General features: G+C 69.8%; 20 protein-coding genes and 1 pseudogene. 6 read left to right on the top strand and 15 right to left on the bottom strand.

Features of this window, described 5'->3' with window-relative positions:
- Positions 1-48: 48 nt before the first annotated feature.
- Positions 49-513: an Rrf2 family transcriptional regulator gene (locus tag ACIBEF_RS30405; RefSeq protein ID WP_355007608.1), complete on the bottom strand. Its 465-nt coding sequence runs from the start codon at positions 511-513 to the stop codon at positions 49-51.
- A 279-nt stretch (positions 514-792) separates the two neighbouring features.
- On the opposite strand from ACIBEF_RS30405, the gene ACIBEF_RS30400 reads away from it, so the two are divergent.
- The gene (locus ACIBEF_RS30400) at positions 793-1,461 is read left to right on the top strand and encodes a YceI family protein (protein ID WP_396796775.1); all 669 of its coding nucleotides are present in this window, start codon (positions 793-795) and stop codon (positions 1,459-1,461) included.
- A 94-nt stretch (positions 1,462-1,555) separates the two neighbouring features.
- Here the strand turns inward: ACIBEF_RS30400 and ACIBEF_RS30395 are convergent, their stop codons facing one another.
- The 5 genes and pseudogenes from ACIBEF_RS30395 to ACIBEF_RS30375 form a co-directional block, all read right to left on the bottom strand.
- Positions 1,556-2,440 carry an acyl-CoA thioesterase gene (locus ACIBEF_RS30395; protein WP_396796774.1) on the bottom strand — a complete coding sequence of 295 codons (885 nt, stop codon included), beginning with the start codon at positions 2,438-2,440 and terminating at the stop codon, positions 1,556-1,558.
- The gene (gene pyk / locus ACIBEF_RS30390) at positions 2,437-3,885 is read right to left on the bottom strand and encodes a pyruvate kinase (RefSeq protein ID WP_396796773.1); all 1,449 of its coding nucleotides are present in this window, start codon (positions 3,883-3,885) and stop codon (positions 2,437-2,439) included. The genes ACIBEF_RS30395 and pyk overlap by 4 nt, the downstream gene beginning before the upstream one ends.
- A 270-nt stretch (positions 3,886-4,155) precedes the next feature.
- Positions 4,156-4,794 (bottom strand): BBE domain-containing protein, encoded by a 639-nt coding sequence (locus tag ACIBEF_RS30385; RefSeq protein ID WP_396796771.1) that lies wholly within the window; start codon positions 4,792-4,794, stop codon positions 4,156-4,158.
- Between the two features lie 262 nt (positions 4,795-5,056).
- Positions 5,057-5,539 (bottom strand): annotated as a pseudogene (locus ACIBEF_RS30380) (FAD-binding protein); the annotation flags it as partial.
- 132 nt (positions 5,540-5,671) lie between these two features.
- Complete coding sequence (locus ACIBEF_RS30375) at positions 5,672-6,034, bottom strand: YciI family protein (protein ID WP_357235410.1); 363 nt, start codon at positions 6,032-6,034, stop codon at positions 5,672-5,674.
- 242 nt (positions 6,035-6,276) lie between these two features.
- Between ACIBEF_RS30375 and ACIBEF_RS30370 the strand changes: the two genes are divergently transcribed.
- Complete coding sequence (locus tag ACIBEF_RS30370) at positions 6,277-7,149, top strand: aldo/keto reductase (RefSeq protein ID WP_396796770.1); 873 nt, start codon at positions 6,277-6,279, stop codon at positions 7,147-7,149.
- 24 nt (positions 7,150-7,173) lie between these two features.
- Here the strand turns inward: ACIBEF_RS30370 and ACIBEF_RS30365 are convergent, their stop codons facing one another.
- The 3 genes from ACIBEF_RS30365 to ACIBEF_RS30355 all read right to left on the bottom strand — a co-directional run bounded on the left by ACIBEF_RS30365 (position 7,174) and on the right by ACIBEF_RS30355 (position 10,756).
- On the bottom strand, positions 7,174-7,578 hold the full coding sequence (locus ACIBEF_RS30365; RefSeq protein ID WP_396796769.1) for a hypothetical protein: 405 nt from the start codon (positions 7,576-7,578) through the stop codon (positions 7,174-7,176).
- Positions 7,579-7,592: 14 nt separating this feature from the next.
- The gene (locus ACIBEF_RS30360; protein WP_396796768.1) at positions 7,593-9,512 is read right to left on the bottom strand and encodes a M48 family metalloprotease; all 1,920 of its coding nucleotides are present in this window, start codon (positions 9,510-9,512) and stop codon (positions 7,593-7,595) included.
- 458 nt (positions 9,513-9,970) lie between these two features.
- Positions 9,971-10,756 carry an esterase/lipase family protein gene (locus ACIBEF_RS30355; protein WP_396796766.1) on the bottom strand — a complete coding sequence of 262 codons (786 nt, stop codon included), beginning with the start codon at positions 10,754-10,756 and terminating at the stop codon, positions 9,971-9,973.
- A gap of 204 nt (positions 10,757-10,960) precedes the next feature.
- Between ACIBEF_RS30355 and ACIBEF_RS30350 the strand changes: the two genes are divergently transcribed.
- Positions 10,961-12,319 (top strand): pentapeptide repeat-containing protein, encoded by a 1,359-nt coding sequence (locus ACIBEF_RS30350; RefSeq protein WP_396796765.1) that lies wholly within the window; start codon positions 10,961-10,963, stop codon positions 12,317-12,319.
- Between the two features lie 61 nt (positions 12,320-12,380).
- Here the strand turns inward: ACIBEF_RS30350 and ACIBEF_RS30345 are convergent, their stop codons facing one another.
- Positions 12,381-12,962: a TetR/AcrR family transcriptional regulator gene (locus ACIBEF_RS30345; RefSeq protein WP_396796764.1), complete on the bottom strand. Its 582-nt coding sequence runs from the start codon at positions 12,960-12,962 to the stop codon at positions 12,381-12,383.
- A 222-nt stretch (positions 12,963-13,184) separates the two neighbouring features.
- Between ACIBEF_RS30345 and ACIBEF_RS30340 the strand changes: the two genes are divergently transcribed.
- From ACIBEF_RS30340 to ACIBEF_RS30330, 3 genes are all read left to right on the top strand, one after another.
- Complete coding sequence (locus tag ACIBEF_RS30340; RefSeq protein ID WP_396796762.1) at positions 13,185-14,651, top strand: MFS transporter; 1,467 nt, start codon at positions 13,185-13,187, stop codon at positions 14,649-14,651.
- Positions 14,652-14,748: 97 nt separating this feature from the next.
- Entirely contained in the window at positions 14,749-15,735 is a 987-nt protein-coding gene (locus tag ACIBEF_RS30335) for an SEC-C domain-containing protein (RefSeq protein WP_396796761.1), read from the top strand.
- A gap of 198 nt (positions 15,736-15,933) precedes the next feature.
- The gene (locus ACIBEF_RS30330) at positions 15,934-16,389 is read left to right on the top strand and encodes a nitroreductase family deazaflavin-dependent oxidoreductase (protein WP_396796760.1); all 456 of its coding nucleotides are present in this window, start codon (positions 15,934-15,936) and stop codon (positions 16,387-16,389) included.
- 56 nt (positions 16,390-16,445) lie between these two features.
- Here ACIBEF_RS30330 and ACIBEF_RS30325 read toward each other — a convergent pair whose 3' ends face one another.
- The 5 genes from ACIBEF_RS30325 to ACIBEF_RS30305 form a co-directional block, all read right to left on the bottom strand.
- The gene (locus ACIBEF_RS30325; protein ID WP_396796782.1) at positions 16,446-16,775 is read right to left on the bottom strand and encodes a hypothetical protein; all 330 of its coding nucleotides are present in this window, start codon (positions 16,773-16,775) and stop codon (positions 16,446-16,448) included.
- Between the two features lie 71 nt (positions 16,776-16,846).
- Positions 16,847-17,158 carry a hypothetical protein gene (locus tag ACIBEF_RS30320; RefSeq protein ID WP_396796758.1) on the bottom strand — a complete coding sequence of 104 codons (312 nt, stop codon included), beginning with the start codon at positions 17,156-17,158 and terminating at the stop codon, positions 16,847-16,849.
- 81 nt (positions 17,159-17,239) lie between these two features.
- On the bottom strand, positions 17,240-19,468 hold the full coding sequence (locus ACIBEF_RS30315) for a DUF262 domain-containing protein (protein ID WP_396796757.1): 2,229 nt from the start codon (positions 19,466-19,468) through the stop codon (positions 17,240-17,242).
- A 40-nt stretch (positions 19,469-19,508) separates the two neighbouring features.
- Positions 19,509-21,008: an N-6 DNA methylase gene (locus tag ACIBEF_RS30310; protein WP_396796755.1), complete on the bottom strand. Its 1,500-nt coding sequence runs from the start codon at positions 21,006-21,008 to the stop codon at positions 19,509-19,511.
- Positions 21,005-21,811, bottom strand: a complete 807-nt coding sequence (locus ACIBEF_RS30305) for a restriction endonuclease subunit S (protein WP_396796753.1) — start codon at positions 21,809-21,811, stop codon at positions 21,005-21,007. Before ACIBEF_RS30305 ends, ACIBEF_RS30310 begins: the two co-directional genes overlap by 4 nt.
- Between the last annotated feature and the right edge of the window lie 114 nt (positions 21,812-21,925).

Raw genomic sequence — 21,925 nt, 5'->3', positions numbered from 1 at the left:
CGATCGGTGGATGGGACGCGGACGTGTGGCCGGGAGGCGAGTCGGCGCTCAGATCCAGGCGCGCGGGTCGGCGGCCAGCTCGGTGACCCGCGCGGGCAGGTTGCCGGCGGCGACGTCAGCGACGCTGACCAGTTCCAGGATCTCCCGCTCGCTTGCCCGTAGCGCGATCCAGACTTCCTGGAGGGCCTGTGCCGGGCCGTGGTAGCCGAGCTGCTCGGGGCGTTGTCCCCGTACGTGGGCGAGGGGCCCGTCGATCACCCGGATGACCTCGGCGAGGGAGATCTCCTCGGCGGGGCGGGCCAGCCAGTAGCCGCCCTCCGGACCACGCTGGGCGTGCACGATGCCGCCCCGGCGCAGTTGGAGAAGGATGCTCTCCAGGAACTTCGGCGGGATCTCCTGGGCGCGGGCGATCTGGTCGGCCGTCACCGGCCGGCCGCGCCCGGGGCCGCTGGCCGTCGCGGCGAGTTCGGCGGCCGCGCGGAGGGCATAGTCGACCCGAGCGGAGAGGCGCATGTCGGCAAGGTTAGTCGCTGGTCAACCGGGCGGGCGGGCGACCCTCGGCCGATCGGCCACGCATCGATGGGCAGTAGCGCCGCTGGCACCCGGCCGGGACCGATGGACGGCCGCCGGTCGGGACTGCTGAAGTACGTCATGATCCACCGTGCGGTGGCGGCGGAAATGCCGTTCCGGAGCGTCCCTATGCTGGGCGTGAGTAGGAATGTCTGGCCGTTTACCCGGCCGCCAGCAACATATTGATAAACACCCGGGTGCGCTCGGGGGGAAGGCAACACGATGACCGATATCGCCACACGCGCCTGGGACGGCATGACCATCCCGGCGGCCGGCACCTATCTTCTCGATCAGGCGCACAAGCGGATCGGTTTTCTGTCCCGGCACATGATGGTCAGCCCGGTGCGCGGCGAGTTCGCCGAGGCCACGGCGGAGATCTTCGTGGCGGAGGACCCGCTGCTCTCCTCGGTGACGGCCACCATCATGTCGGCCAGCATCACCACCGGAAGTGTCGACCGGGACACGCATCTGAAGAGTGCCGACTTCCTCGACGTGGAGCGTTTTCCCACCCTCGAATATCGAAGCACCGGCATTAAGTGGCAGGGCAACGAGGACCCCATATTCCAGTGGGCGCGTCTGCGCAACCATCGGTTGGGTGGGCGAGGCCGAAGTCACATTGTTCCGCCGCAGTCCGACGGCATTCCCGGACGATTTGTCCTCACCGGTGAGTTGACGGTCAAGGGGATCACCCGGCCCGTCGACCTGGTGGTGAATTTTGGTGGTGCCCGTCAGGATCCGTACGGGCAGAACATCTTCGGTTTCAGCGCGACGGCCGAGATGAACCGTGAGGACTACGGTCTGCTCTGGAATGTCGTCCTGGAGAGCGGCGGGGTGCTGGTCGGCAAGACGGTGCAGATCGAGATCGCCGGCGAGGCCATCTACCAGGCCTGAACCACGTCGTCCCCGCCAGTTGCCTGGCGGGGACGAGCGACATACTGCCGGGCGGGACGAGCGACACGCTTGCGGGCGAGGCCGAGCGAGAGCGTCAGGCGCCGACGCGGCGCAGCAGACCCTCCTGAACGGCGCTGGCGATCTGCCGGCCGTCCGTGGTGAACATCCGGCCGGTGGCCAGCCCGCGCGCCCCGGACGCCGACGGGCTCAGGCAGTCGTAGAGGAACCACTCGTCGGCCCGGAACGGCCGGTGGAACCACAGCGCGTGGTCCAGGCTCGCGCCGACCAACCCGCCCGGCCCCCACACCTCGCCGTGCGCGGAGAGCACCGAGTCCAGCAGGGTGAGGTCCGAGGCGTAGGTGAGCGCGCAGGCGTGCAGCAGGGGGTCGTCGGGCAGTTTGCCGTCGATGCGCATCCAGACGCGCTGGTGCGGGTCGGCGGGCCGGTCGCCGGGGCGGACCCAGCCGGGCTCACCCACGTAGCGCACGTCAATCGGTCGTGGGATCTGGCCCCAGATGCCGAGCCGCTCCGGGTAGCGGGAGAGCCGGTCGGCCATCGTCGGCACGTCCTGCGGCAGGGGTACGTCCAGCGGGGCCGGGGCCTGGTGGTCCAGGCCCTCCTCGGCCCGCTGGAACGACGCCGACATGAAGAAGATCGGCTTGCCGTGCTGGAGGGCCACCGCGCGGCGGACCGAGAAGGACCGGCCGTCGCGGATGTTCTCCACCTCGTAGGCGATCGGTTCGACCGGGTCGCCGGGGCGGACGAAGTAGCCGTGCAGCGAGTGCACGAACCGCTCCGGGTCGACGGTGCGGCCGGCGGCGACCAGTGCCTGACCGGCGACCTGGCCGCCGTACACCCGTTGTGGGCCGACCTGGGGGCTCATCCCCCGGAAGGTCATCTCGCCGGTCGGGTCGAGGTCCAGCACTTCCAGCAGCTGGTCAACCGCCGCCTGGCCGACCGCGACCCGACCGTCGCTCACTGCAGGGCCCGCGCCGACGCGGCGTCGACCAGCGAGCCGAGCTGGTGTACGCGCAGCGTGTTGGTCGAACCGGGGGTGCCGGGCGGACTACCCGCCACGATGACCACGTAGTCACCGGGGTTGGCCCGGTCGAGGCCGAGCAGCGCCTGGTCGACCTGGCGGAACATGTCGTCGGTGTGCTGCACGAACGGCATCAGGAAGGTCTCCACGCCCCAGGTGAGGGCGAGCTGGTCGCGCACCTCGGGGACCGGCGTGAAGGCCAGCAGCGGCAGGTCGCAGTGCAGGCGGGACAGGCGTCGCACGGTGTCGCCGGTCTGCGAGAACGCGACGAGCGCCTTGGCGTTGATGGCCCGGGCGATCGACGAGGCGGCCACCGTGAGGGCGCCACCGTGGGTACGCGGGTCGTGCTGCAGGCGCGGCACCCCGATCGAACCGGCTTCGGTGGTCGTCACGATCTTGGCCATGGTGCTGACGGTGAGCACCGGATACTTGCCGACGCTGGTCTCGCCGGAGAGCATGACCGCGTCCGCGCCGTCGAGCACCGCGTTGGCGACGTCGGAGGCCTCCGCGCGGGTGGGGCGGGAGTTCTCGATCATGGAGTCGAGCATCTGGGTGGCCACGATGACGGGCTTGGCGTTCTCCCGGCACAGCTGCACGGCGCGCTTCTGCACCAGCGGGACCTCGTCCAGCGGCATCTCGACACCGAGGTCACCGCGGGCGACCATGACGCCGTCGAAGGCCAGCACGATGGCCTCCAGGTGCTCGACCGCCTCCGGCTTCTCGACCTTGGCGAGCACCGGCCGGAACACGCCTTCCTCGGCCATGATCCCGTGCACGAGCTTGATGTCCTCGGCCGAGCGGACGAAGGAGAGCGCCACCAGGTCGACACCGAGACCGAGGGAGAAGCGCAGGTCCTCGGCGTCCTTGTCCGACATGGCGGGCACGCTGACCGCCACGTTGGGCAGCGACACGCCCTTGTTGTTGGAGACCGGGCCGCCCTCGGTGACGAGGCAGCGGATGTCGTTGCCGGTGACGTCGGTGACCTCGACGGCGACCCGACCGTCGTCGATCAGCAGTCGGTCACCGGGCTTCACCTCCTGCGGCAGCTTGCGGTAGGTGCAGGAGACCCGCTCCTTGGTGCCGAGGACGTCGTCGCCGGTGATGACGACGGTGTCACCGGTGCGCCACTCGTGGGGGCCGTCGGCGAACCGACCGAGCCGGATCTTGGGGCCCTGCAGGTCGGCGAGAACGGCGACCGGCTTACCCGTTGCCTCCGACGCTTCCCGGACCAGTCGGTAGACCGCCTCGTGGTCGGCGTGGCTGCCGTGGCTGAAGTTGAGCCTCGCCACGTTCATGCCGGCCTCGACGAGACCTCGGATGCGCTCCGGGGACGAGGTGGCGGGACCAAGAGTGCAGACGATCTTCGCGCGGCGTGTCACGCCCATCAGGCTAGTCTCTCCTTCAGGTCGGACTCGGGGCCGACCCCTTGCAGGCAGTGGGACAGGTGTCCAACGACGCGCGGTGCGCGTCGGGCCGGCGGGCGGAACCGCACCGGGAACGTTGTGGCGACGGGCATCAGCGACCGCGCGCCGGGAATCGTACGCCTCTGTCGGCGTGCGCTGTCGGGGTGCTCCCGGCGGCAGCTCATTCCGGGTGCCCCGGGGGCGGCAGACGACGGCTCATGCCGGGCGTGCCGGTATGCCGCGGGCTGCTGCTCATTCGGGGTGCTCCGGGGGTGGCAGGGTGGGCACCGCGTGCAGCAGGTGGCGGGGGTCGTAGCGGCGCTTGGCCCGGCGCAGCCTTGCCCAGTTCGCGCCGTAGGCGAGCCGGACCCGGTCGGTCTCCTCCGGGGCGAGCAGGTTGGGGTAACCGCCGGGCAGGGCGTGCGGGGCGAGCGCCGCGGAGGTCCGATCGGCCCACTCCCGGTGCGGACCGGCCTGGTCGTCGGGAGCCCACACCGTGATGATCTCGGCCATCAGGTGGTCGGTGCGCAGCCCGAACGCCGTGTCGGCGGAACGGACCCGGGTGGCTGCGCCGTGGAAGTGGTGCACGGCCAGCGCGGAGAACGGCGAGCTGACCTGCCGGGCCGCGTCGACGAGCGTGTCCACAGCGCCGTCGGTGAGCGCGGGCAACCACCGGGTCCGCAGCAGGTAGTGGTTGCCGTCGACCATTCCACCGTCGAACATCCGCAGCGCGTCCGCGTACGGCATCGGGCCGATCTGGTCGACCAGCGGAGTGCCCAGCGCGCGCAGCCGGTCCATCCACGGCGTCCCGGCGTCCAGGTCGGCGCCGCTGTAGAACGGGCAGAGGAAGATCACCGGCTCGCCGGCCGGGCCGGGCAGGAAGCCGGCCATCACGGTCAGCTCGTCCGGGGGCCTCGGCGACCAGCGCGCCGTAGCCGCCCAGCACGGCCGGCGCCTCGGAGAGCGCGAACATGATCATCCCGGCCAGCACGCCGGGTAGCCGGTGGGCGCGGAAGCGCAGCTCGGTGACGATGCCGAGGTTGCCACCGCCGCCCCGCAACGCCCAGTACAGCTCGGCGTCGTGCCGGGAGTCGGCGGTGACCCGGCGGCCGTCGGCGAGAACCACCTCCGCGCCGAGCAGGTTGTCCAGGGCCAGACCGAACCGGCCGCACAGCGGGCCGTACCCGCCGGCGAGGGTGAGCCCGGCCATCCCCACGGCGCCGACCACGCCGGTGGGGACCACCAGGTCGTACTCGCGGGCGGCAGCGAGCAGCTCGGCCGCCGTGGCACCGCCGCCGATGGTCACAGTGGCCGCGTTCGGGTCGACCCGAACGGCGCGCAGCCCGGTCAGATCGAGCGCCAGAGCGCCGTCGCGCAGCGCCCGGCCGGCCCAGTCGTGCCCTCCGGAGCGGACCGAGAGGGGCAGGTGGCACCGGGTGGCGATGCGGACCGCCTCGGCCACCTCGTCGGAGTCCCGAACTGCGGCGACCAGCGCGGGCGTGCGCGCAACGGCGCCGTTCCAGAGCCGGGTGGTGACGGCGTAACCGGGATCGCCCGGCTCGTGCAGCCGGTCGCCGAGCAGGGCACGCAGTCGGGCGGCGGCCGACGCGACATCGGGGGTGGCGGCGGAGACCATGGCGACTCCTCGACCGGGGCCGACCCACGACACCGGGTACGCCCCGGCGGCGGCCCGCGCTGGGCGCGACCGTAGCACCGGCAGGCGGTCGAGCGCCGTCGCCATCACGACAGCCACCGATGGACCGGCGGCTCAGCTGTCCGCCTTGACCAGCGGGAATTCCAGGGAACCGGCCGGGCAGAGGAAGGTCAGCACCTCCACCCGGTAGAGCCCGGCCTGCACCGCCGGGTCGGCCTCCAGCACGCTACGGACATCCTCGACGCTGCCGGTACGGGCCAGACCGAAGCCGATCGGCGGATCCGGCTCGCGCGCCGGCCCGTCCACTGAGCCGGCGACCAGGACGATGCCGCGTCGCTGCAACGCCTGCATGTGTTCGGCGTGCTCGGCCTGCAACCGTTGCACGGTCTCCGCGGGCAGGGCCCGCCCGGCCGCGCCGGGATAGATCACGATGCACTCGTACGTGTCGAGCGCGAAGTTGACCTGCGGCACTCCCATGGGTGCTCCCTCCGCCATCGCGCCGGAACGCACCGGCTCCGGCCAGCGTCGCACGGACACCCCGGTCGTACCGGGCGCTTCCCGGCAACTCGCTTCGGCGCGCTGACGGCGTGTCCGCGCCCACACTCGGCCGACCGGCGGCATGGCGGCGGGGTTCCGGGGGATGATCCATCGGTGGCGGGTGGGCTCTTCACGCCCACGCTGTCCACGCCCGCCACGACGAGACGATTGGGGATCGGGCAATGGCGACAAATATCAGTGAGCAGCCCGCGAAAGCGTCCGGCACGTACCGGATCGGTAGCGATGTCACAGTCAACCGGCTCGGCTACGGGGCCATGCAGATCACCGGCCCGGGTGTCTGGGGTGACCCGAAGGACCCGGCCGAGGCGGTTCGCGTGCTGCGCCGTGCGGTCGAGCTGGGCGTGACGTTCATCGACACTGCCGACTCGTACGGGCCGTTCGTCTCGGAGATGTTGATCCGGGAGGCGCTGCACCCGTACGCCGATGACCTGGTGATCGCGACCAAGGCCGGGCTGAGCCGCTCCGGCCCCGGCGACTGGCGTGCGCTGGGCCGCCCGGAGTACCTGCGCCAGCAGTGCGAGCTGAGCCTGCGTCACCTCGGCCTGGACAGCATCCCGCTGTACCAGCTGCACCGAATCGACCCGAAGGTGCCGCTCGCCGATCAGCTCGGTGAGCTGGCGCTGCTGCGGGAGGAAGGCAAGATCCAGCACATCGGGCTGTCCGAGGTCAGCGTCGCGCAGATCGAGGAGTCCCAGGCGATCACCACGATCGCGTCGGTGCAGAACCTGTACAACCTCGCCAACCGCAGCGCCGAGGACGTGCTGGAGTTCTGCGAGCGCAACGACCTCGCGTTCATCCCGTGGTTCCCGATCGCGACCGGTGAGCTGGCCCGCCCGGGCGGCCCACTGGACGCCATCTCCAACGCGCACGGCGCGTCGCCCGCGCAGCTCGCGCTGGCCTGGCTGCTGCGCCGCTCGCCGGTGATGCTGCCGATCCCCGGCACGTCCTCGGTGGCGCACCTGGAGGAGAACGTGGCCGCGGCCGACGTGCGGCTCACCGACGACGAGTTCGAGGCGCTCGCCAAGGCGAGCTGACCAACCGGTCCGGACGCCGCCGGGTCAGCCGGCGGCGTCCGAGCCGGGCTCCGACAGGGGCTCCCGGGCGGCGCGTAGCGCCTCCGTCGCCTGGGCCAGCAGCCGCGCCGAGTCGGTGCGCCCGCTCACCTGCAACTCCACTTCGGTGTCCCCGGCCTGGATCCGGATGCTGGCCTCGGTGCGCTGCTGGTCGACCCAGGACTGCAACAGGTTGAACAGCCCCGGGAGCAGCCCCTGGGCCAGCACCGCGATGATCACCGCGTCGCTGAAGCCTGGCCGGCCCCCGCCGCCGCCGGCCGTGCGCACCACCGGCCGGTACTCGGGGCGGCGGTGGATCCAGGTCAGCAGGTCGACCGAGGGAGACTGCCGCTGCCGGGGGTTGATGGTCAGCCGGACGGGCAGCCGGGCTGCGGCGTCGCTGTCGGTCACGGTCTGTCTCCCGGTCAGTTGGTGGAGGGTAGGAAGGTGACGTCGTCCCCGTCGGCGGTGGCGACGCCCGTGACGGTCAGCGCGTCGTCGTCGGTGAACGGTGAGCTGCTGCCGAAGTACGTGGTGGTGCCGCTGACCTGCACCCTGCCCTGGGTCTCCACCGGGGTGGACACCCGGGCCGTGCTCGGGCCGGTCAGCTCGACGGCGATTTTCGGGTACTCCAGGATCTTCCAGGTGACCTTCTGGGTGGTGCCGCCGTAGTAGCGGAACGGACAGCCGGGCGGGGCGGCCACGGTCTGCTTCGCGCACTCGTCCAACCAGGCGCGTACCCGGGCCTCGACCGCTTCGATCGCCGCCGGCTTGAGCACCGGCGCCAGTTGCAGGGTGGCGGCGGTCTCCCCCGGGCCCACCAGCACTGTCGCGCCCGGCGTCTCGCTCAGCGCGCTGGACGGGCCGGTCGCGGTGTAGCCGCCGGGCAGCAGCACCAGCGGAGCGCCCTCGGTGGCGACCGGCAGCTCCACCCCGTTGAGCCGCACCCCGGGGTCGGCAATCGCGGCGTTGAGCGGGGTGGGCCCACCGCTCAACCGCCAGCCGTGGAAAAGCCCGGCGGTGGTCTCGTCCTCGCGGCGCAGGGTGAGGGTGCTGCTCTGGCGCACGTCACCCAGCCGGTACGCCACGGATGCGGTCGCGGTGTCGCCGTCGCGCTCCAACGAGCTGATCTCGACGTCGGTCGGTGGTTGGTAGCCCTTGCCGCGCAGCAGTTTGGCGAGAAGGTCACGGTCGGTGCCGTTGCCCTGGTCGCTCAGGTAACCGAGGGCGGCCTCGCTGTCCCGGTCGGCGAGCGCGGAGAAGTAGCCGTCGATCGCCGCCTGGGGGCGGAAGAACGCCCACTGCACCACGCCGAGGCCGCTGGTGCCGAGGCAGGCGACCAGGGCGAGGGCACCGACCAGCAGCAACGTGCGGCGGGTGCCGACCGGGCCGGAGTCGTTGAACAGCCGGTCGACGGTGACAGGCTCGGTCGCCCCGCCGGGCGTACCGGCCACCGAGGCCCGCTCCAACGCGTCGAGCCGCAGCTCGTGCGGCGGGTGGGTGGCGCAGACCGCCTCGTCCCAGCCGCTGCGGCCGGTCTCGAAGGACAGCCGCCGTTCCAGGATGCGCCGCAGCCCGTCGGCGTGCCCGGTGAGCACGGCGCCGAGGTCGGCCCGGTACTCGGCCGCGCGCACGTCGCGGGCGTGCAGCGGCAGCACCACGTACCGCATGGTGAGCAGCACCGGCCAGAACAGCACGAAGACCACGAAGTTGGTGCCCGGATGGGGGAACGTCCGCATCAGCCAGGTCGGCAGGGCGTGCGCGAGGGTCAGTGGCAGGCCGACACCGCGGACGAAGGCGCTGGTGATCTCGTCCCCGGTGCGCCAGTGCACCAACTCGTGACTGAGCAGCGCGGCCACCTCGTCGTCCGGTTCGGCCAGCACGGCGGTGGTGACCACCACGTGCCGGGCGTACGTGCGGGCGTTGCTCAGGACCGGGTCGTCCTCCATGAGCAGCCGGGGCACGCTGGGCAGGCCGAGCCGTCGGGCGCAGTCGTCGAGCACGGGGCGAAGCCGCGCGTACTCGCGGCGGCTGGGCTGGCGCGCACCCGAGACGACCAGCAGGCGGGGTTCGAGCAGCACCCGGTAGAGCGTGTAGAGGACCCCGATCAGCGCCGCCGCGACGACGGTGCCGATCAGGCCGGTGAGCAGCGCGAAGGGGTCGTCGGCACGCCCATCCAGGGCAGGGCCAGCACGGCGAGGAAGCCCGACCAGGAAGCCGATGGCGAAGCCGGCGACGCCGCCGAGCAACCCGCCGGAGCGGGTCAGGAACGCCTCGACCAGGGGGCCGATGAGCGGGGCGTCGCGCAGCACCTGGGGCACCTGGTCGTCGGCGCCGGTCCCCACGGCGAAGAGCCCGACGACGCCGAACGTGAGACCGCCCCAGAACGCCAGGAGCAGCCCGACCGGCAGGTGGACCAGGTGGCGAGGAACGCGCCGAGCACACCACGCCAGTCCCGCAGGATCCCGGCGCGCAGCCAGACCAGCGCGCTCGGGTAGCCCGGCGGGCGGTCGGCGAACCCGCCGGTGGGTGGCGGGGTGTCGGCCGACGGCGGTTGGGCGGCCCAGACGTCGAGCTGCGGCACGGTCGGCGGGGTGTTCTCCGGCGGCACGGGGGGCGGCTCGGTCGTGAGCGCTGCTCCTTCTCGGCGGGCGTCGTCCACTGTCGGGAATGGACAGCCGGAGCAGGCTATCGAGGACATCTGATGTCTGCCACACCGTTTCGGGGCATCGTCGCGCACCCGACACTCCGTGTCACGGGCGCGGTGCGGCGGTCCCCTGCGGGACCGCCGCACCGGAGCGGGTCAGAGCGCGAGGCAGTTGGGTCGCACCGGGCCGTCGACCAGAGCGCCGCGCACGATGGTGTACGCCGTGCCGTCGAGCACCAGGCCGAGGTGCCCCACCACCCGCAGCGGGCAGTACGACTGGATCAGCACGTTCGTCGCGCCGTCGTTGACGGCGGCGTTTCCGGTCGGGCGGACCAACTCGTCCTCGAGGGTGCGGATCGTGGTGTAGCGCACCGCGCCCGGGGTGTCGTCGCCGGCGTTGAGGTCGGCGAGGAACGCCGAGCCGATCGTCATCTGTTGGCAGGCCACGATGCCGGCGCAACTGCCCAGGCCCAGGAACGCCACGATGTTGGCCACGTACGTGCCGTACTGGGGTGTGCCCAGGCTGACGTAGCGGCCGACGGTGGCGGTGCCGCCGAGCCGCTTGAGGTAGTACCTGCTGACCAGGCCCCCTTCGGAGTGGGCGACGACGTCCACGCTCGCCGCGCCGGTGCTGGCGCGTACCTGGTCGACGTAGCTGGCGAACGCGCGGGCGGAGGTGGGGATGTCGCCGAGGCCCAGCCCGGGTAGCTGGTAGATGAAGGTGCGGTAGCCGTCGGCGCGCAGCCGGGCGGCGATCGGCTCGTACGCGACGGCGACGCCGCTGAGCCCGCCGACCACGATCACGGGGTTGGCCGCCGCGGCGGCGAAGGGCGTCGTGCTGGCGGCGGTGGTGGAAGCGGGGGCGGCGGTCGCCGTGGCGGTGGACGCGAGCAGCGCGACGGTGGCGAGGGCCAGGACGAGGGCGGTCTTTCGGAGCAGCATGGCTGCACCTCCGGGGGGAGGCGCCCGGCGAACCGGGCAGGTGGGTGGGGGTGTCCGGTCGACCGTGCGACGATCATCCCCGCAACAATTTAGAAACGTCAATGACTTGTTACGCACCGGTAACCCGTTGTTCCGGCGGGAGCGCAAACGGTCATACCGCCCCGCTCCATATCGGACACCGGCGGTCGCTGGCATGCTGTGGCCGTGGCTGTCGACGAACCCACCGAGCGCGAGCTGCGGGTGATGCCGTGGTGGCTGGTCCTGGTCGGCCTGCTGGTCGCCATCGCCCTGGGCTGGCTGGTGCTGGACCTGCTGCTCACCGAGGCCGACCGGGCCAACCAACCGGACACCCGCGCCACACTGCGCATCGACGCGATCCGCACCGGCCTGACCGTCGTCGCCGGCACCGGCGGAGGGCTCGCGCTGCTGCTCGCCGCCCGCCGCCAGTGGATCGCCGAACGCGCGCAGCGGCACCAGGAGAGCGTCGCCGCACGGGACCAGGTGCACCGGGACCGGGTGCAGGCGCACGCCGAAGCGGTGGCCGAGGCCGCGCAGCGCCACCAGGATCGGCAGTCCGGGGCCGTCGAGCACGACGCGGCGGAGCGTCGACTGACCGAGCTCTACACCCGGGCGGTCGAGCTGCTCGGCAACGACAGCGCGGCGGTACGCCTCGGCGGCCTGCACGCGCTGGAGCGCCTCGGCCAGGACAACCCGGGGCAGCGCCCGACCATCGCGGCGGTGCTGTGCGCGTACCTGCGGATGCCGGCGCCCGACGGCGAGCCGCGCGAGACGGAGGTCCGGCGCAGCGCGCAGCGCGTGCTGACCCGGCACCTGCGCGCGGACGACGCCGCACACTGGCCGGAGCTGACGCTCGACCTGGCCGGCGCCACGCTCGTCGACTTCGACGCCGCCGGCTGCACGCTCGTCGACGCGACCTTCACCGATGCGGTGTTCACCGGCACGACCACCTTCGCGGGCGCGACGGCGCGGGGGCGGCTGCTGTTCGGTGCGGCGACGTTCGGTGACGTGGTCTTCGACGGGCTCGTGGCCGACGGCGAGGTCATCCTCGACGGCGTCCGCGTCGACGGCACGGCCAACGTCGACGGCGCCGCCTTCTCCGGCGGTCTGTCCTGCCGGCGAGCCGGCTTCACCGGCCCGGCCTCGTTCCGCCGGGTGACCTTCGGCCAGCCGACCAGCTTCGACCTGACCCGCTTCGAGGACGTCACCTCGTTCCGGGAGGCCGTCTTCGAGGGCGCCCTGTCGATGGAGCACACCGAGTTCGGCCGGTCGGCAAGCTTCCACGCCGTCCGCTTCACGAACATGGCGCTGTTCCGCTGGACGGTGTTCGGCGCGGAGGCGCTGTTCGACAGGGCCCGCTTCGTCGACGCCGCGAACTTCGGCCGGGCCCGGTTCCACAGCATGGTCAGCTTCCGTGACACGGAGTTCAGCCGGCCACCGCAGGTCGAGCAGGCCCGGGCGGTGGCCGACAGTGGCCACCGCTGGCCGGCGGGCACGACAGTGGAGCGCCTCGACGACGAGTGGCTGCTGCTGGTCGACCGCTGATCGGCGGGGCGTCAGCGCGAAGTGGCGGGCGGACCGTCAGCGCGACGCGGCGGGCGGGCCGTCAGCGCGACGTGGCGGGCGGGCGCAGGCCGTCCAGGGCCACGCCGAGGACCCGGTCACGCTGCTCGGGTGACGGGAACTGGGCCATGGTGAGGCCACTGATCAGCCGCACCACGTCGTCGAAGCCGATGTCGTCTCGGACCACACCGGCGACCTGCGCGCGACGCATCAGCGGCTCACCGGCGGAGAAGATCTCCGCCCGGCAGCTGGTGAAGATCTCGGAGTCGTGCAGCAGTTGCTCGGCGAGCGCCCGCTTGGTGGCGACGTACGCGACGAAGCGGTGCAGCCAGGCGACGAGCGCGTCCCAGGGTGGCAGCTCGGCCAGACCCTCGGCGGAGTGGCACAGCGCCCGGACCTCCTCGACGTAGACGGCCTCGAACAGGTGCCGGCGGGTCGGGAAGTTGCGGTAGAGCGTGCCGATGCCCACGCCGGCCCGGCGGGCCACGTCCTCCAGGGAGGCGGCGGCGCCGTTCTCGGCGAACGCCTCGCGCGCAGCCGCGATCAGGGCGTCGTAGTTACGCCGCGCGTCGGCCCGCTTGGGCCGCTGGGCGAAGACCTCGGGTGCCTGCCCCGGGCTGGTCATGACGTGCGTCACCTCACTCTATTTGCATCCGGAGGACGCCCTCCGCTAGCTTAGCGGAGGCACCCCTCCGGAATCTCGGAGGCCTGCCTCCGGTTACTCTACCTCGGGACCCGCCCGATCGCCGCCTGGCCACCCCGATCGCCCGGACCCCGACAGACCACCCCGTCACGGACGACGGGCGACAAGCCTTCATTCCCGTACGTAATCAGGGAGTTTTCTCTCGTGGCAGTGACCTCCCGGCGCAGCTCGCGTCGGCTCACCTTCACCGTGCTCGCGGCCGGCGCCGGGTTCTTCGCGATGCTCCAGTCGCTGATCACCCCGGTGCTGCCGACCATCCAGCAGGACCTGCACACCACCCAGAACACCGTTACCTGGGTCCTGACCGCCTACCTGCTCAGCGCGTCGATCTTCACGCCGATCCTCGGACGCGTCGGCGACATGGTCGGCAAGGAGCGGATGCTCGTCGTCTCGCTCGCCGCCCTCGCCCTCGGCTGCCTGCTGGCCGCCATCGCGCCGAACATCGGCATCCTCATCCTCGCCCGCGTCGTGCAGGGCATCGGCGGGGCGGTCTTCCCGCTGTCGTTCGGCATCATCCGCGACGAGTTCCCGGCCGCCCGGGTCTCCACCGCGGTGGCCGCCATCTCGGCCATCGTCGCCGTCGGCGGTGGCCTGGGCATCGTGCTGGCCGGCCCGATCGTCAGCACCCTGGACTACCGCTGGCTGTTCTGGATCCCGATGATCGTGGTCGGACTGACCGCCGTGGCCGCGCACCTGTTCGTGCCCGAGTCGCCGGTCCGCACCCCTGGTCGCATCGACTGGCGCGCCACACTGCTGCTCTCCGGCTGGCTTGTCGCGTTGCTGCTGCCGATCAGCCAGGGCGCCGCCTGGGGCTGGACCTCCACCCGGGTGCTCGGCCTGCTCGCCCTGGCAGTGGTGCTGCTGGTCGGCTGGCTGGTCACCGAGCTGCGGTCGAAGAATCCGCTGATCGACATGCGGATGATGCGCCTTCCCGGTGTCTGGACCACCAACCTCGTCGCCCTGCTCTACGGCGCGTCGATGTTCTCCATGTACGCGTTCCTCCCGCAGTTCCTGCAGACCCCGACCGCCGCCGGTTACGGCTTCGGGGCGAGCATCAGCCAGGCCGGTCTGCTCATGCTCCCGATGGTCAGCGCGATGTTCGTCGCCGGCGTCATCGCCGGGCGGCTCCAGGCCGTCTTCAGCGCCAAGGCGCAGCTCGCCACCGGCGCCACGTTCAACGTGGCCGCCTCCGCGATGCTCGCCACCGCGCACGCCACCCGCTGGGAGGTCGCCATCGCCGGTGGCCTGGTCGGCCTCGGCATCGGCCTGGCCTTCGCGTCGATGGCCAACCTGATCGTCGCCAGCGTGCCCGCCAGCCAGACCGGCGTGGCGACCGGCATGAACGCCAACATCCGCACCATCGGCGGCGCGATCGGCGCGGCAGTGGTCAGCGGTGTGATCACCGCCCACCCGCAGGCCAACGGTCTGCCCCGGGAGGCCGGCTTCACGATGGGGTTTCTCGTCCTCACGGCGATCGCCCTGGCCGCCGCGCTCGCGGCCCTCGCCGTCCCGTCCGCCCGGCGGGCGTCGGCCGGTCGCCGGCCGTCCGCCGAGACGATCGTCGAGTCGGAGCTAGCCGGCGAGTTCGCCACCATGCCGGCGACCCGCTGACGGAACGCGTCGCGGCCCTGGCGGTTCGCCGCCCGGGCCGCGGCGCATTCCGGAGTACGCTGACCGCTCCCCATCCGTCGTTCCTCAGGAAGCGCCCATGCCCGAGTTGCTGACCGCCGACCGCATCGACGAGATCGGCGCCCTGGGCCTCAAGAGCCCCGACCCGGCCGCGTTCGTCGCCGAACTGGTGGGCGCCGTCGACGAGGGGCGGGTGGCGGACCCCGACGACACCGGGTACGCCCTGCTGGTCGCCGCGGACATCCTGAAACAGGCCGGCGACCTGGCCGACGCGCTCGCCCTCGCCACCCGCGCCATCGCCGAGCAGCCGGACGACAACGCGTACGCCCGAGCGGTGCGCGGCGGTCTGCTGCTGCGCCTCGGCCGCTCGGACGAGGGCATGGCCGAGCTGACCGCCCTGCGTCCGCTGCTGGAAACCGACCCCGCGGCGACGTACCTGGTCGACGAGCTGGCCGAGTCCGGCCACACCGACACGGCGTTGGAGTGGCTGACCGGGGCGCTCGACGCGATCCTGGAACGGACCCGCACCCAGCAGCACGCGTCCGAGGACGCCCAGGACGAGGCCGCGGCCATGATCTACGGCCTGGCCCAGCGGCGGCACGACCTCCGCGAGGAGGCAGGCCTACCCCACGACGAGTACGACAACCTCGCCGACCGGCTGCGCGCCGCGAGCACCCACGCGCTCGACGCCGTCGACGACGGCCCGGCGACGCTGCTCTTCTGGCCGCAGGCGGAATTCGACGCCCTGCTGCTGCGCTGGCCGGCGCTGGTCGACAGCTACCCGCCCACCTGGGACGAGCACCGCGCTCAACTCGAACGCGCCCTCGTCGACGCGTCCGGGATGGGCGGCTCCGACCTGGGCGTGGTCGCCGGCACCGTCGACGGCCTGGCGGCCTTCGCGCAGGGCGCGGGCAGCGACCCCACCGACGAGGAAACCCTCGACGAGTACGCCGACAGCCTCGACGAGGCCGGCGTGACCGCCTGGCCACCCGGCCGCAACGACACCTGCTGGTGCGGCTCCGGCGCCAAGTACAAGAAGTGCTGCCTGCCCCGCTCGCGCGCCTGACCCTCCCCCGCCGGCTTGCTCCCGCGGCCCCGGGGAAGCCATCTCCCTGGAGAGCCTGATGCCTGTGAGTCATCACGATGACCCACAGGCATCACGTTCGCCCACAACCGCCTTCAGTGGCGGGCACCGCGTAAGCCCTGCGTAGATCGACACCCCGCTCGACCGTCCGGGATCGACGATGGAGGCGATGGCGATGGCGTGACCACACACGAGCAGAACGAGACGGTCGAGGACAGCCCGGTCGGCTGGGTCCCCAGCCACATCCGACGCTACGTGCGGACCGACGGCGCGGACGGGGGCACCTTCCACGGCGTACCCTCGCTGCTGCTCACCACGCGCGGACGCCGATCGGGCATGCTGCGCCGCACGGCCCTGATGTACGGGCGCGACGGCGACAACTACCTGCTGGTGGCATCCAACGGCGGCGCGGCAAAGCACCCCGCCTGGTACCTGAACCTGAGCGCCGACCCGACGGTCGAGATCCAGGTCGGGGCGGAGCGGATCGTCGGCCGGGCCCGGACCGCGACCGGTGCGGAACGCGTCCGGTTGTGGCCGGTGATGACGAAGGTCTTCCCGACGTACGCGCGCTACGCAAAGGAGACCGACCGCGAGATCCCGGTGGTCGTCATCGCACGCGAACCCGTTATCGGTTGATAACTACCTGGACCTCAACAAACAGTCCGCGTCACGCGCTGAACCGGTCGAGGGCCCTAGCCAGGAAAGCGGATGACCGGAAGGTCGCCGCCATCGCCGTACGCCTTGACCTCGCTGGTCAGCACCGAGGCGTCGTGTTCCAGAACAGCCATCACGGCGGCGGCGAGGTCAACCCGACCGGTAACGAGGCACCAGTACGCCAACTCCTGCCAGTCCTCACCCCAGGTCGGCAGCACCGCGCAGGCGGGACGTTCGAGCAGTCGGTGCAACAGCGCTCGATCGCCTGGATCATCCACCACCGCCAGCACCTCGGCCGCAACCACGGCCGGCACGCCGAATCGGACCCCATCGTGAGCCACCTCGTGGATAGGTTCGGCGACATCCATGGAACCGGCCACGTAGGCCAGCAGCGCGGACCGGTCCAGTATCAGCCGGACCGCCGTCGCTTCGGGACTCGTCACGCAGCCGGGGCCTGGCTGCCGGAGCCGTCGAGCATTTCCGCTGCCGCGCGACGGGAACGATCCCGCAGCGCGGCACGTCGACCGGGCGACCACTCCTGCTCGACCTGAGCGCGTTGGGCCCTGGCGCGAACCCGTCCCTCCGCCGTGACGGTCATACCCCGGCGAACCAACTCGGCGTCGAGATCCTCAGCACGCATCCGTGCCCGAATCGTGTCGACCACGTACGCGCTGGCGTTGGGCTCACGCTCCAAGCGCTCCGCCACGTCCTGCGGAAGCGAGAACGACTTCTTGCTCACCGGTCCGGTCATACCGGCGAGCCTACCGGATCGCACCGCCGGTTGATGAGCGACACGAACACGTTGCTGTGATCCGGATTGAGCGCAGCACCCCTATGTCGCAACCTCAAGTAGCCCACGCGACAACGCATCCGCCCGTACATCGTGCAGCGGCGTCAGGCTGTCACCCCGCCGCACTTTCCACGCGCTCCATCCGTTGATCGTCGGCTTGCCCGTGGCAGTGGACCCGGCCGGGGAGGGCGACTCAAACGCCTCCCCGCTCTCCAATTCGATTTGACCGGCTTCGTTCACATACGCTAGGTATCGCTCACGCTTGTAGGTGAGAACCAACTCCTCACCAGTACTGAGCGCCCCAACGGCGACAAGTCTGGCAACCGTAACGCCACCGAAGTGAGCCCGGGTACGCCTGGCAACGGCGGCGGACACGCGCTGGCTAGGGACAGCGACGGGAACGTCGCTCTGCTCGGCTACTTCCCGAGCAACAGTGGCCGGCAGGATGAAGCCGAGCCGCTTCGGTTCCCAGATGATCTCGCACAAGCGCTCGTAGAGCTGCTGCCGCAGCTCGATGGCTGACATGTCGAATCTGGCCACAGGATGGAAGACCTTCTCGAGCCGATATTCCTTGACCACTCCCTCCGTGAAGGGTCGATTACGCTCGTGGGTCGACTTATGCAGCGACGCCGCGAGGTGATTCTGGCCGCGGTACCATTCAACCTTCCGCTCATACGGCGCGTCCTGATAGCTGGCGTTATGAGACTTCCTGAGCAGCAGCAGCGCTCCGATTCGGTTGCGCTGCACCCGGAAGACCGACTCGGTCCTGACCTCGGGCTGGTGGCGTTCGAACTTGTTCGCCCAGATGTGCTCGATCTCGAACGGCTCATCCTTGTCCAGATACCGGACAATCTCGTTCAGTCGGCCACACTCCGTCTCCACGAAGGCCGTCAGACGGGCGAGCAGATACCGGACCTGAGACCGGTTGTCTGCCCGCAGCCCGTACCGCTTGACCCCAGTGAAGTCGACATCCAGCTCAGCTATTCGCCGGCCCAGCACCTTCGCGACAGCATCGATGTCCGAGCAGGCTCGAAGATCTAGGATTACCGGCAGGACATGAGCGTCCAGATCATCCGGCTTTCCGATCCGGTTGTTCACGACCATCCGGACGAACACCAAGTCAAGGTAGGCGGCAACCAGGAACGCCTTCTCCCGGACCTGAGCGTCGCTGTCGTCAGGGTTGATCGCGGCCAGCAGGAACGGCATCTGGCCGATCTCGTTCCTGGCGTTGTAGAACAGCGGTTCCAGACTGGACTCCAGGACGTTTGTCGCCGCATGTAGTGAGGCGTAACGCTTGGAGAGGCGCGCTAGATCGTGCTCGATGAAACGCGCGAAATCTGGCGCATTGTTCAAGCTCATCCGACGTGAGGAATTCTCCTGTACCCAGCCGTGGAACGACACCCCAATGTCGGTCACCTCGTCGGCGCTCTGCGCGTACCGGCCAATGAGCAAGGCTTGAAGAAACCTCGCCGCTGCCTGCGGTGCGCGGTTGTCGATCCTGGCCAGGACGCCACCCCATGCCTCCCCCAACCGGTGCAGGTTGTGGCCGTTGCTGGCACGCCGCAGGAGGAAACTCTTCAAAAGATCTGCGGGGCCGAGCTGCACCCCACGGTCGTTCATCGTCTCGAAGATCTCCCAGCCCTGTCGGCGGTTGTTTGCGTTGATGCCAACAAGGCAGACCCGGTTGAGCAGCCAGTGGATGAAAAGCGGCAGGGCTTCATCGCGGATCGATTCCGGCAGCAGCCCATCAAGCTCCTGGCTGCGTTCATAGAGGTTGATGACCGACGGGCTCGCGTCGGCGGGCAACGAGAACGGCTTGTCTTCAAAGATCGCATCAAGGACAGGGGTCCGCTCATCGGAACGGATCGCGTAGGCCCGCTCCCCGAACGAGTTGTCGGCGATGAGCGGTTCCAGGGCACCGATGTCGCCGCGATACTCGGGTCGCTCCGCCTCCACTGCGAGCCGGCGCAGGTGCAACAGCAGCAGGTGCAACGTGGTGATTCGTTGCTGTCCGTCGACAAGCGCTGCCACCTCATCATCCTGGTAGTAGACGAAGGGCCCGAGGAAGTACGGCCGGTAGCGGCGCACCTCGCGCCGTTCGTGGCCAGGCATCCAGTCGTCGGCAAAGTGGTCAGTCAAGTCCGCGATCAGCGCTTTGACGTCCTTCCGGCCCCAACTGTACTCGCGCTGATATGGATCAAGCCGGAATGTCAAGAGGCTGAACAGCTCCTTGATCGTGAAGCCGTCACCACGAATGGGAGAGTCGGTCACGCCACCACCTTCATCTCACCAGCACTACGGAGCGGACAAGTTAGGTCGGATTCTGCTGCACCTTCGATGCGGTCAGGGCTTCCGCGATAGCTGCGAACTCGCGCAACGCCGCCTCCAGATCCTCGACGATCTCCTGCGCAATCACCTCCGGCGGCAGTAGCGCGTCGGCGTCCTCCAGGGAGGCGTCCTTGAGCCAGGTGATGTCGAGGTTCACCTTGTCCCGGGCGATCAATTCCTCGTAGGAGAAGGCCCGGAACCGCTCGGTCTCCACCCGCTCTGCGCGGTCCTTGCCGGGGAGGTAGCAGTGGACGAAATCCTGAAGGTGTTCGCGACGCAGCGGGTTCTGCTTCAGCGTGAAGTGCTGGTTGGTGCGGAAGTCGTACACCCAGAGTTTTTGGGTCCACGGCTCCTCACGGGCGCGCTTGCGCTCGAAGAACAGCACGTTGGCCTTGACCCCACCGGCGTAGAAGATGCCGGTGGGCAGGCGCAGCATGGTGTGCAGGTCGTACTGCTTGAGCAGTCGGCGGCGGATGGTCTCGCCCGCGCCGCCCTCGAAAAGCACGTTGTCCGGCAGCACAACGGCGGCCCGGCCGTCGATTTCCAGCAGCGAAGCGATGTGCTGGACGAAGTTGAGCTGCTTGTTAGCTGTGGTGGCCCAGAAGTCGTTGCGCTCGATCTCCCGCTCCTCGCGGGTGGAGCGGCCGTCCTCGCCGATCATCCGAATCGAGGAGCTACGGCCGAACGGCGGGTTCGCAAGGACCAAGCTGTAGTGGTGTGCCGGCTCCTTGCCGAGCGCATCCCCGATCGTGATCAGAGAATCGCCGCTGGGGGTGCCGATGCCGTGCAGCAGCATGTTCATCGCGGCCAGTCGGGCGGTGCCGTCGACCAGTTCGGTGCCGGTGATCGCACCGTTGGCGAGCCGCCGCCGCTGGTCCGGCGTGAGGTCACTGCGGTGGTGGCGCTGGATGAAATCGAACGCGGCGAGCAGGAAGCCGCCAGTGCCGCAGGCCGGGTCGGTGATCTTGTCGTCGGGCGTGGGCTGCATGCAGTCGACCATGGCCACTGTCAGCGCACGCGGGGTGAAGTACTGCCCCGCGCCCGACTTGGTGTCCTCGGCACCCTTGGCCAGCAATTCCTCGTAAGCATCGCCCTTGACGTCGACGCCGGTGCTAGACCACTCCTCCTTGTCGATCAGGTCGACGATCAGCCGCTTGAGCTTCGCCGGGTCCTGGATCTTGTTCTGCGCCTTGCGGAAGATCGTTCCGAGCGTGCCACCCTCACGGGCCAGCCCAGTCAGGATGTGCCGGTACTGCACCTCCAGAGCATCGCCCTCGGCGTCGAGCAGCGTCTGCCAGCTAAGCTCGTCGGGCACGATTTGCTCGGGCCGGATCGGGCGGTTGGCCCGCTCGTCGGCCATCTTGAGGAACAGCAGGAACGTCAACTGCTCCACGTAGTCGATAGTCGAGACGCCGTCGTCACGCAGCACGTCGCAGTAGTTCCACAGCTTCTGCACCAGCCGGCGCGAATCCACAGTGCTCACAGCGGCAGTGCCTCCTGCTGATAGTCGTCGCCGGTAACCCTGGTCGGCGGAGCCGCCAACTCTTTCTGGGTACGCCGGTAGTGGGTCTTCTGCTTCCGCGGTGAGACGGCCTGCTTGGCTCGGATTCTTGCCAGCAGATCCGATGCCGGCTCGTCACTGGGGACCTGCAGCACCAGCTGACCCGCAAACGCCGCCGATAACAGCGAAGTTCGCAGTTGAGCCGCACGCTTCGACGCGGTCAGCAATGCTGTACGAAGGCGTTGCATTTCCTCAACTGCTGCCTGCCATTCGCCGATGATCCGATCCTGTTCATCAAGCCTCGGCACGGGTATCGTAACTTCAGACAGTATGGCCTGGTTAATCTTGTATATACCAGCAGTAGTACGTGCCGACCGCTCGATTTGTTGACGCACTCGAGACGAATTCCAGACGATTTTCAGAAACTCGGGCCTGATCGTAGTTTTGTCGACCCGGACTCGTATCAGCGTGTCCGGGAAGGCGACAGGATCACGGTCAGGATTCTGAGACACCAGCCCTCCACGCCCAACCAGTCGAAGCGATCCGTTGCCACGGCTTACCAGAAAATCGCCCTGATGCACCAGATACTGTCGCGCCTCGTCAAGGCCCCACGCACCCGATTTGCGCTCCGCCAAGTCAACCATATCGCCACGCAACGCAGTTAGACGAAGCACCGGGAAACCACCGGCCTGAGTAGGGACCGATCTGCCATTAATCAATTTCTCGACAAGTAGATCGCCCAGCTTTCGCTGCCTAATCAGACTCGACTCCATGAGGGCTGTCATCGAAGCCTTACTCAAGGAGTCTAGCCCGTGTTTCATAAAGCTCGGAGGTACTGGTTGATGGCGGCGATGGTCAGGGTGGCTTCGTAGCGGACGGCCAGTTTGTCGTAGCGGGTG

The organism is Micromonospora sp. NPDC050795, assembly GCF_044456785.1.
Classification (GTDB): Bacteria; Actinomycetota; Actinomycetes; order Mycobacteriales; family Micromonosporaceae; genus Micromonospora.
The sequence above is the reverse complement of the archived record's forward strand: the minus strand, read 5'-3'. Positions and strand labels throughout refer to the sequence as shown.

Bases quoted from the DNA above. Each gene is read 5' to 3' on its own strand.
- ACIBEF_RS30305 (WP_396796753.1), bottom strand. From the start codon at position 21,811: ATGACAGCCCTCATGGAGTCGAGTCTGATTAGGCAGCGAAAGCTGGGC.
- ACIBEF_RS30345 (WP_396796764.1), bottom strand. From the start codon at position 12,962: ATGACCAGCCCGGGGCAGGCACCCGAGGTCTTCGCCCAGCGGCCCAAG.
- ACIBEF_RS30400 (WP_396796775.1), top strand. From the start codon at position 793: ATGACCGATATCGCCACACGCGCCTGGGACGGCATGACCATCCCGGCG.
- ACIBEF_RS30375 (WP_357235410.1), bottom strand. From the start codon at position 6,034: ATGGGAGTGCCGCAGGTCAACTTCGCGCTCGACACGTACGAGTGCATC.
- ACIBEF_RS30355 (WP_396796766.1), bottom strand. From the start codon at position 10,756: ATGCTGCTCCGAAAGACCGCCCTCGTCCTGGCCCTCGCCACCGTCGCG.
- ACIBEF_RS30325 (WP_396796782.1), bottom strand. From the start codon at position 16,775: ATGGATGTCGCCGAACCTATCCACGAGGTGGCTCACGATGGGGTCCGA.
- ACIBEF_RS30405 (WP_355007608.1), bottom strand. From the start codon at position 513: ATGCGCCTCTCCGCTCGGGTCGACTATGCCCTCCGCGCGGCCGCCGAA.
- ACIBEF_RS30320 (WP_396796758.1), bottom strand. From the start codon at position 17,158: ATGACCGGACCGGTGAGCAAGAAGTCGTTCTCGCTTCCGCAGGACGTG.
- ACIBEF_RS30335 (WP_396796761.1), top strand. From the start codon at position 14,749: ATGCCCGAGTTGCTGACCGCCGACCGCATCGACGAGATCGGCGCCCTG.
- ACIBEF_RS30385 (WP_396796771.1), bottom strand. From the start codon at position 4,794: ATGGCCGGCTTCCTGCCCGGCCCGGCCGGCGAGCCGGTGATCTTCCTC.
- pyk (WP_396796773.1), bottom strand. From the start codon at position 3,885: ATGGGCGTGACACGCCGCGCGAAGATCGTCTGCACTCTTGGTCCCGCC.
- ACIBEF_RS30370 (WP_396796770.1), top strand. From the start codon at position 6,277: ATGGCGACAAATATCAGTGAGCAGCCCGCGAAAGCGTCCGGCACGTAC.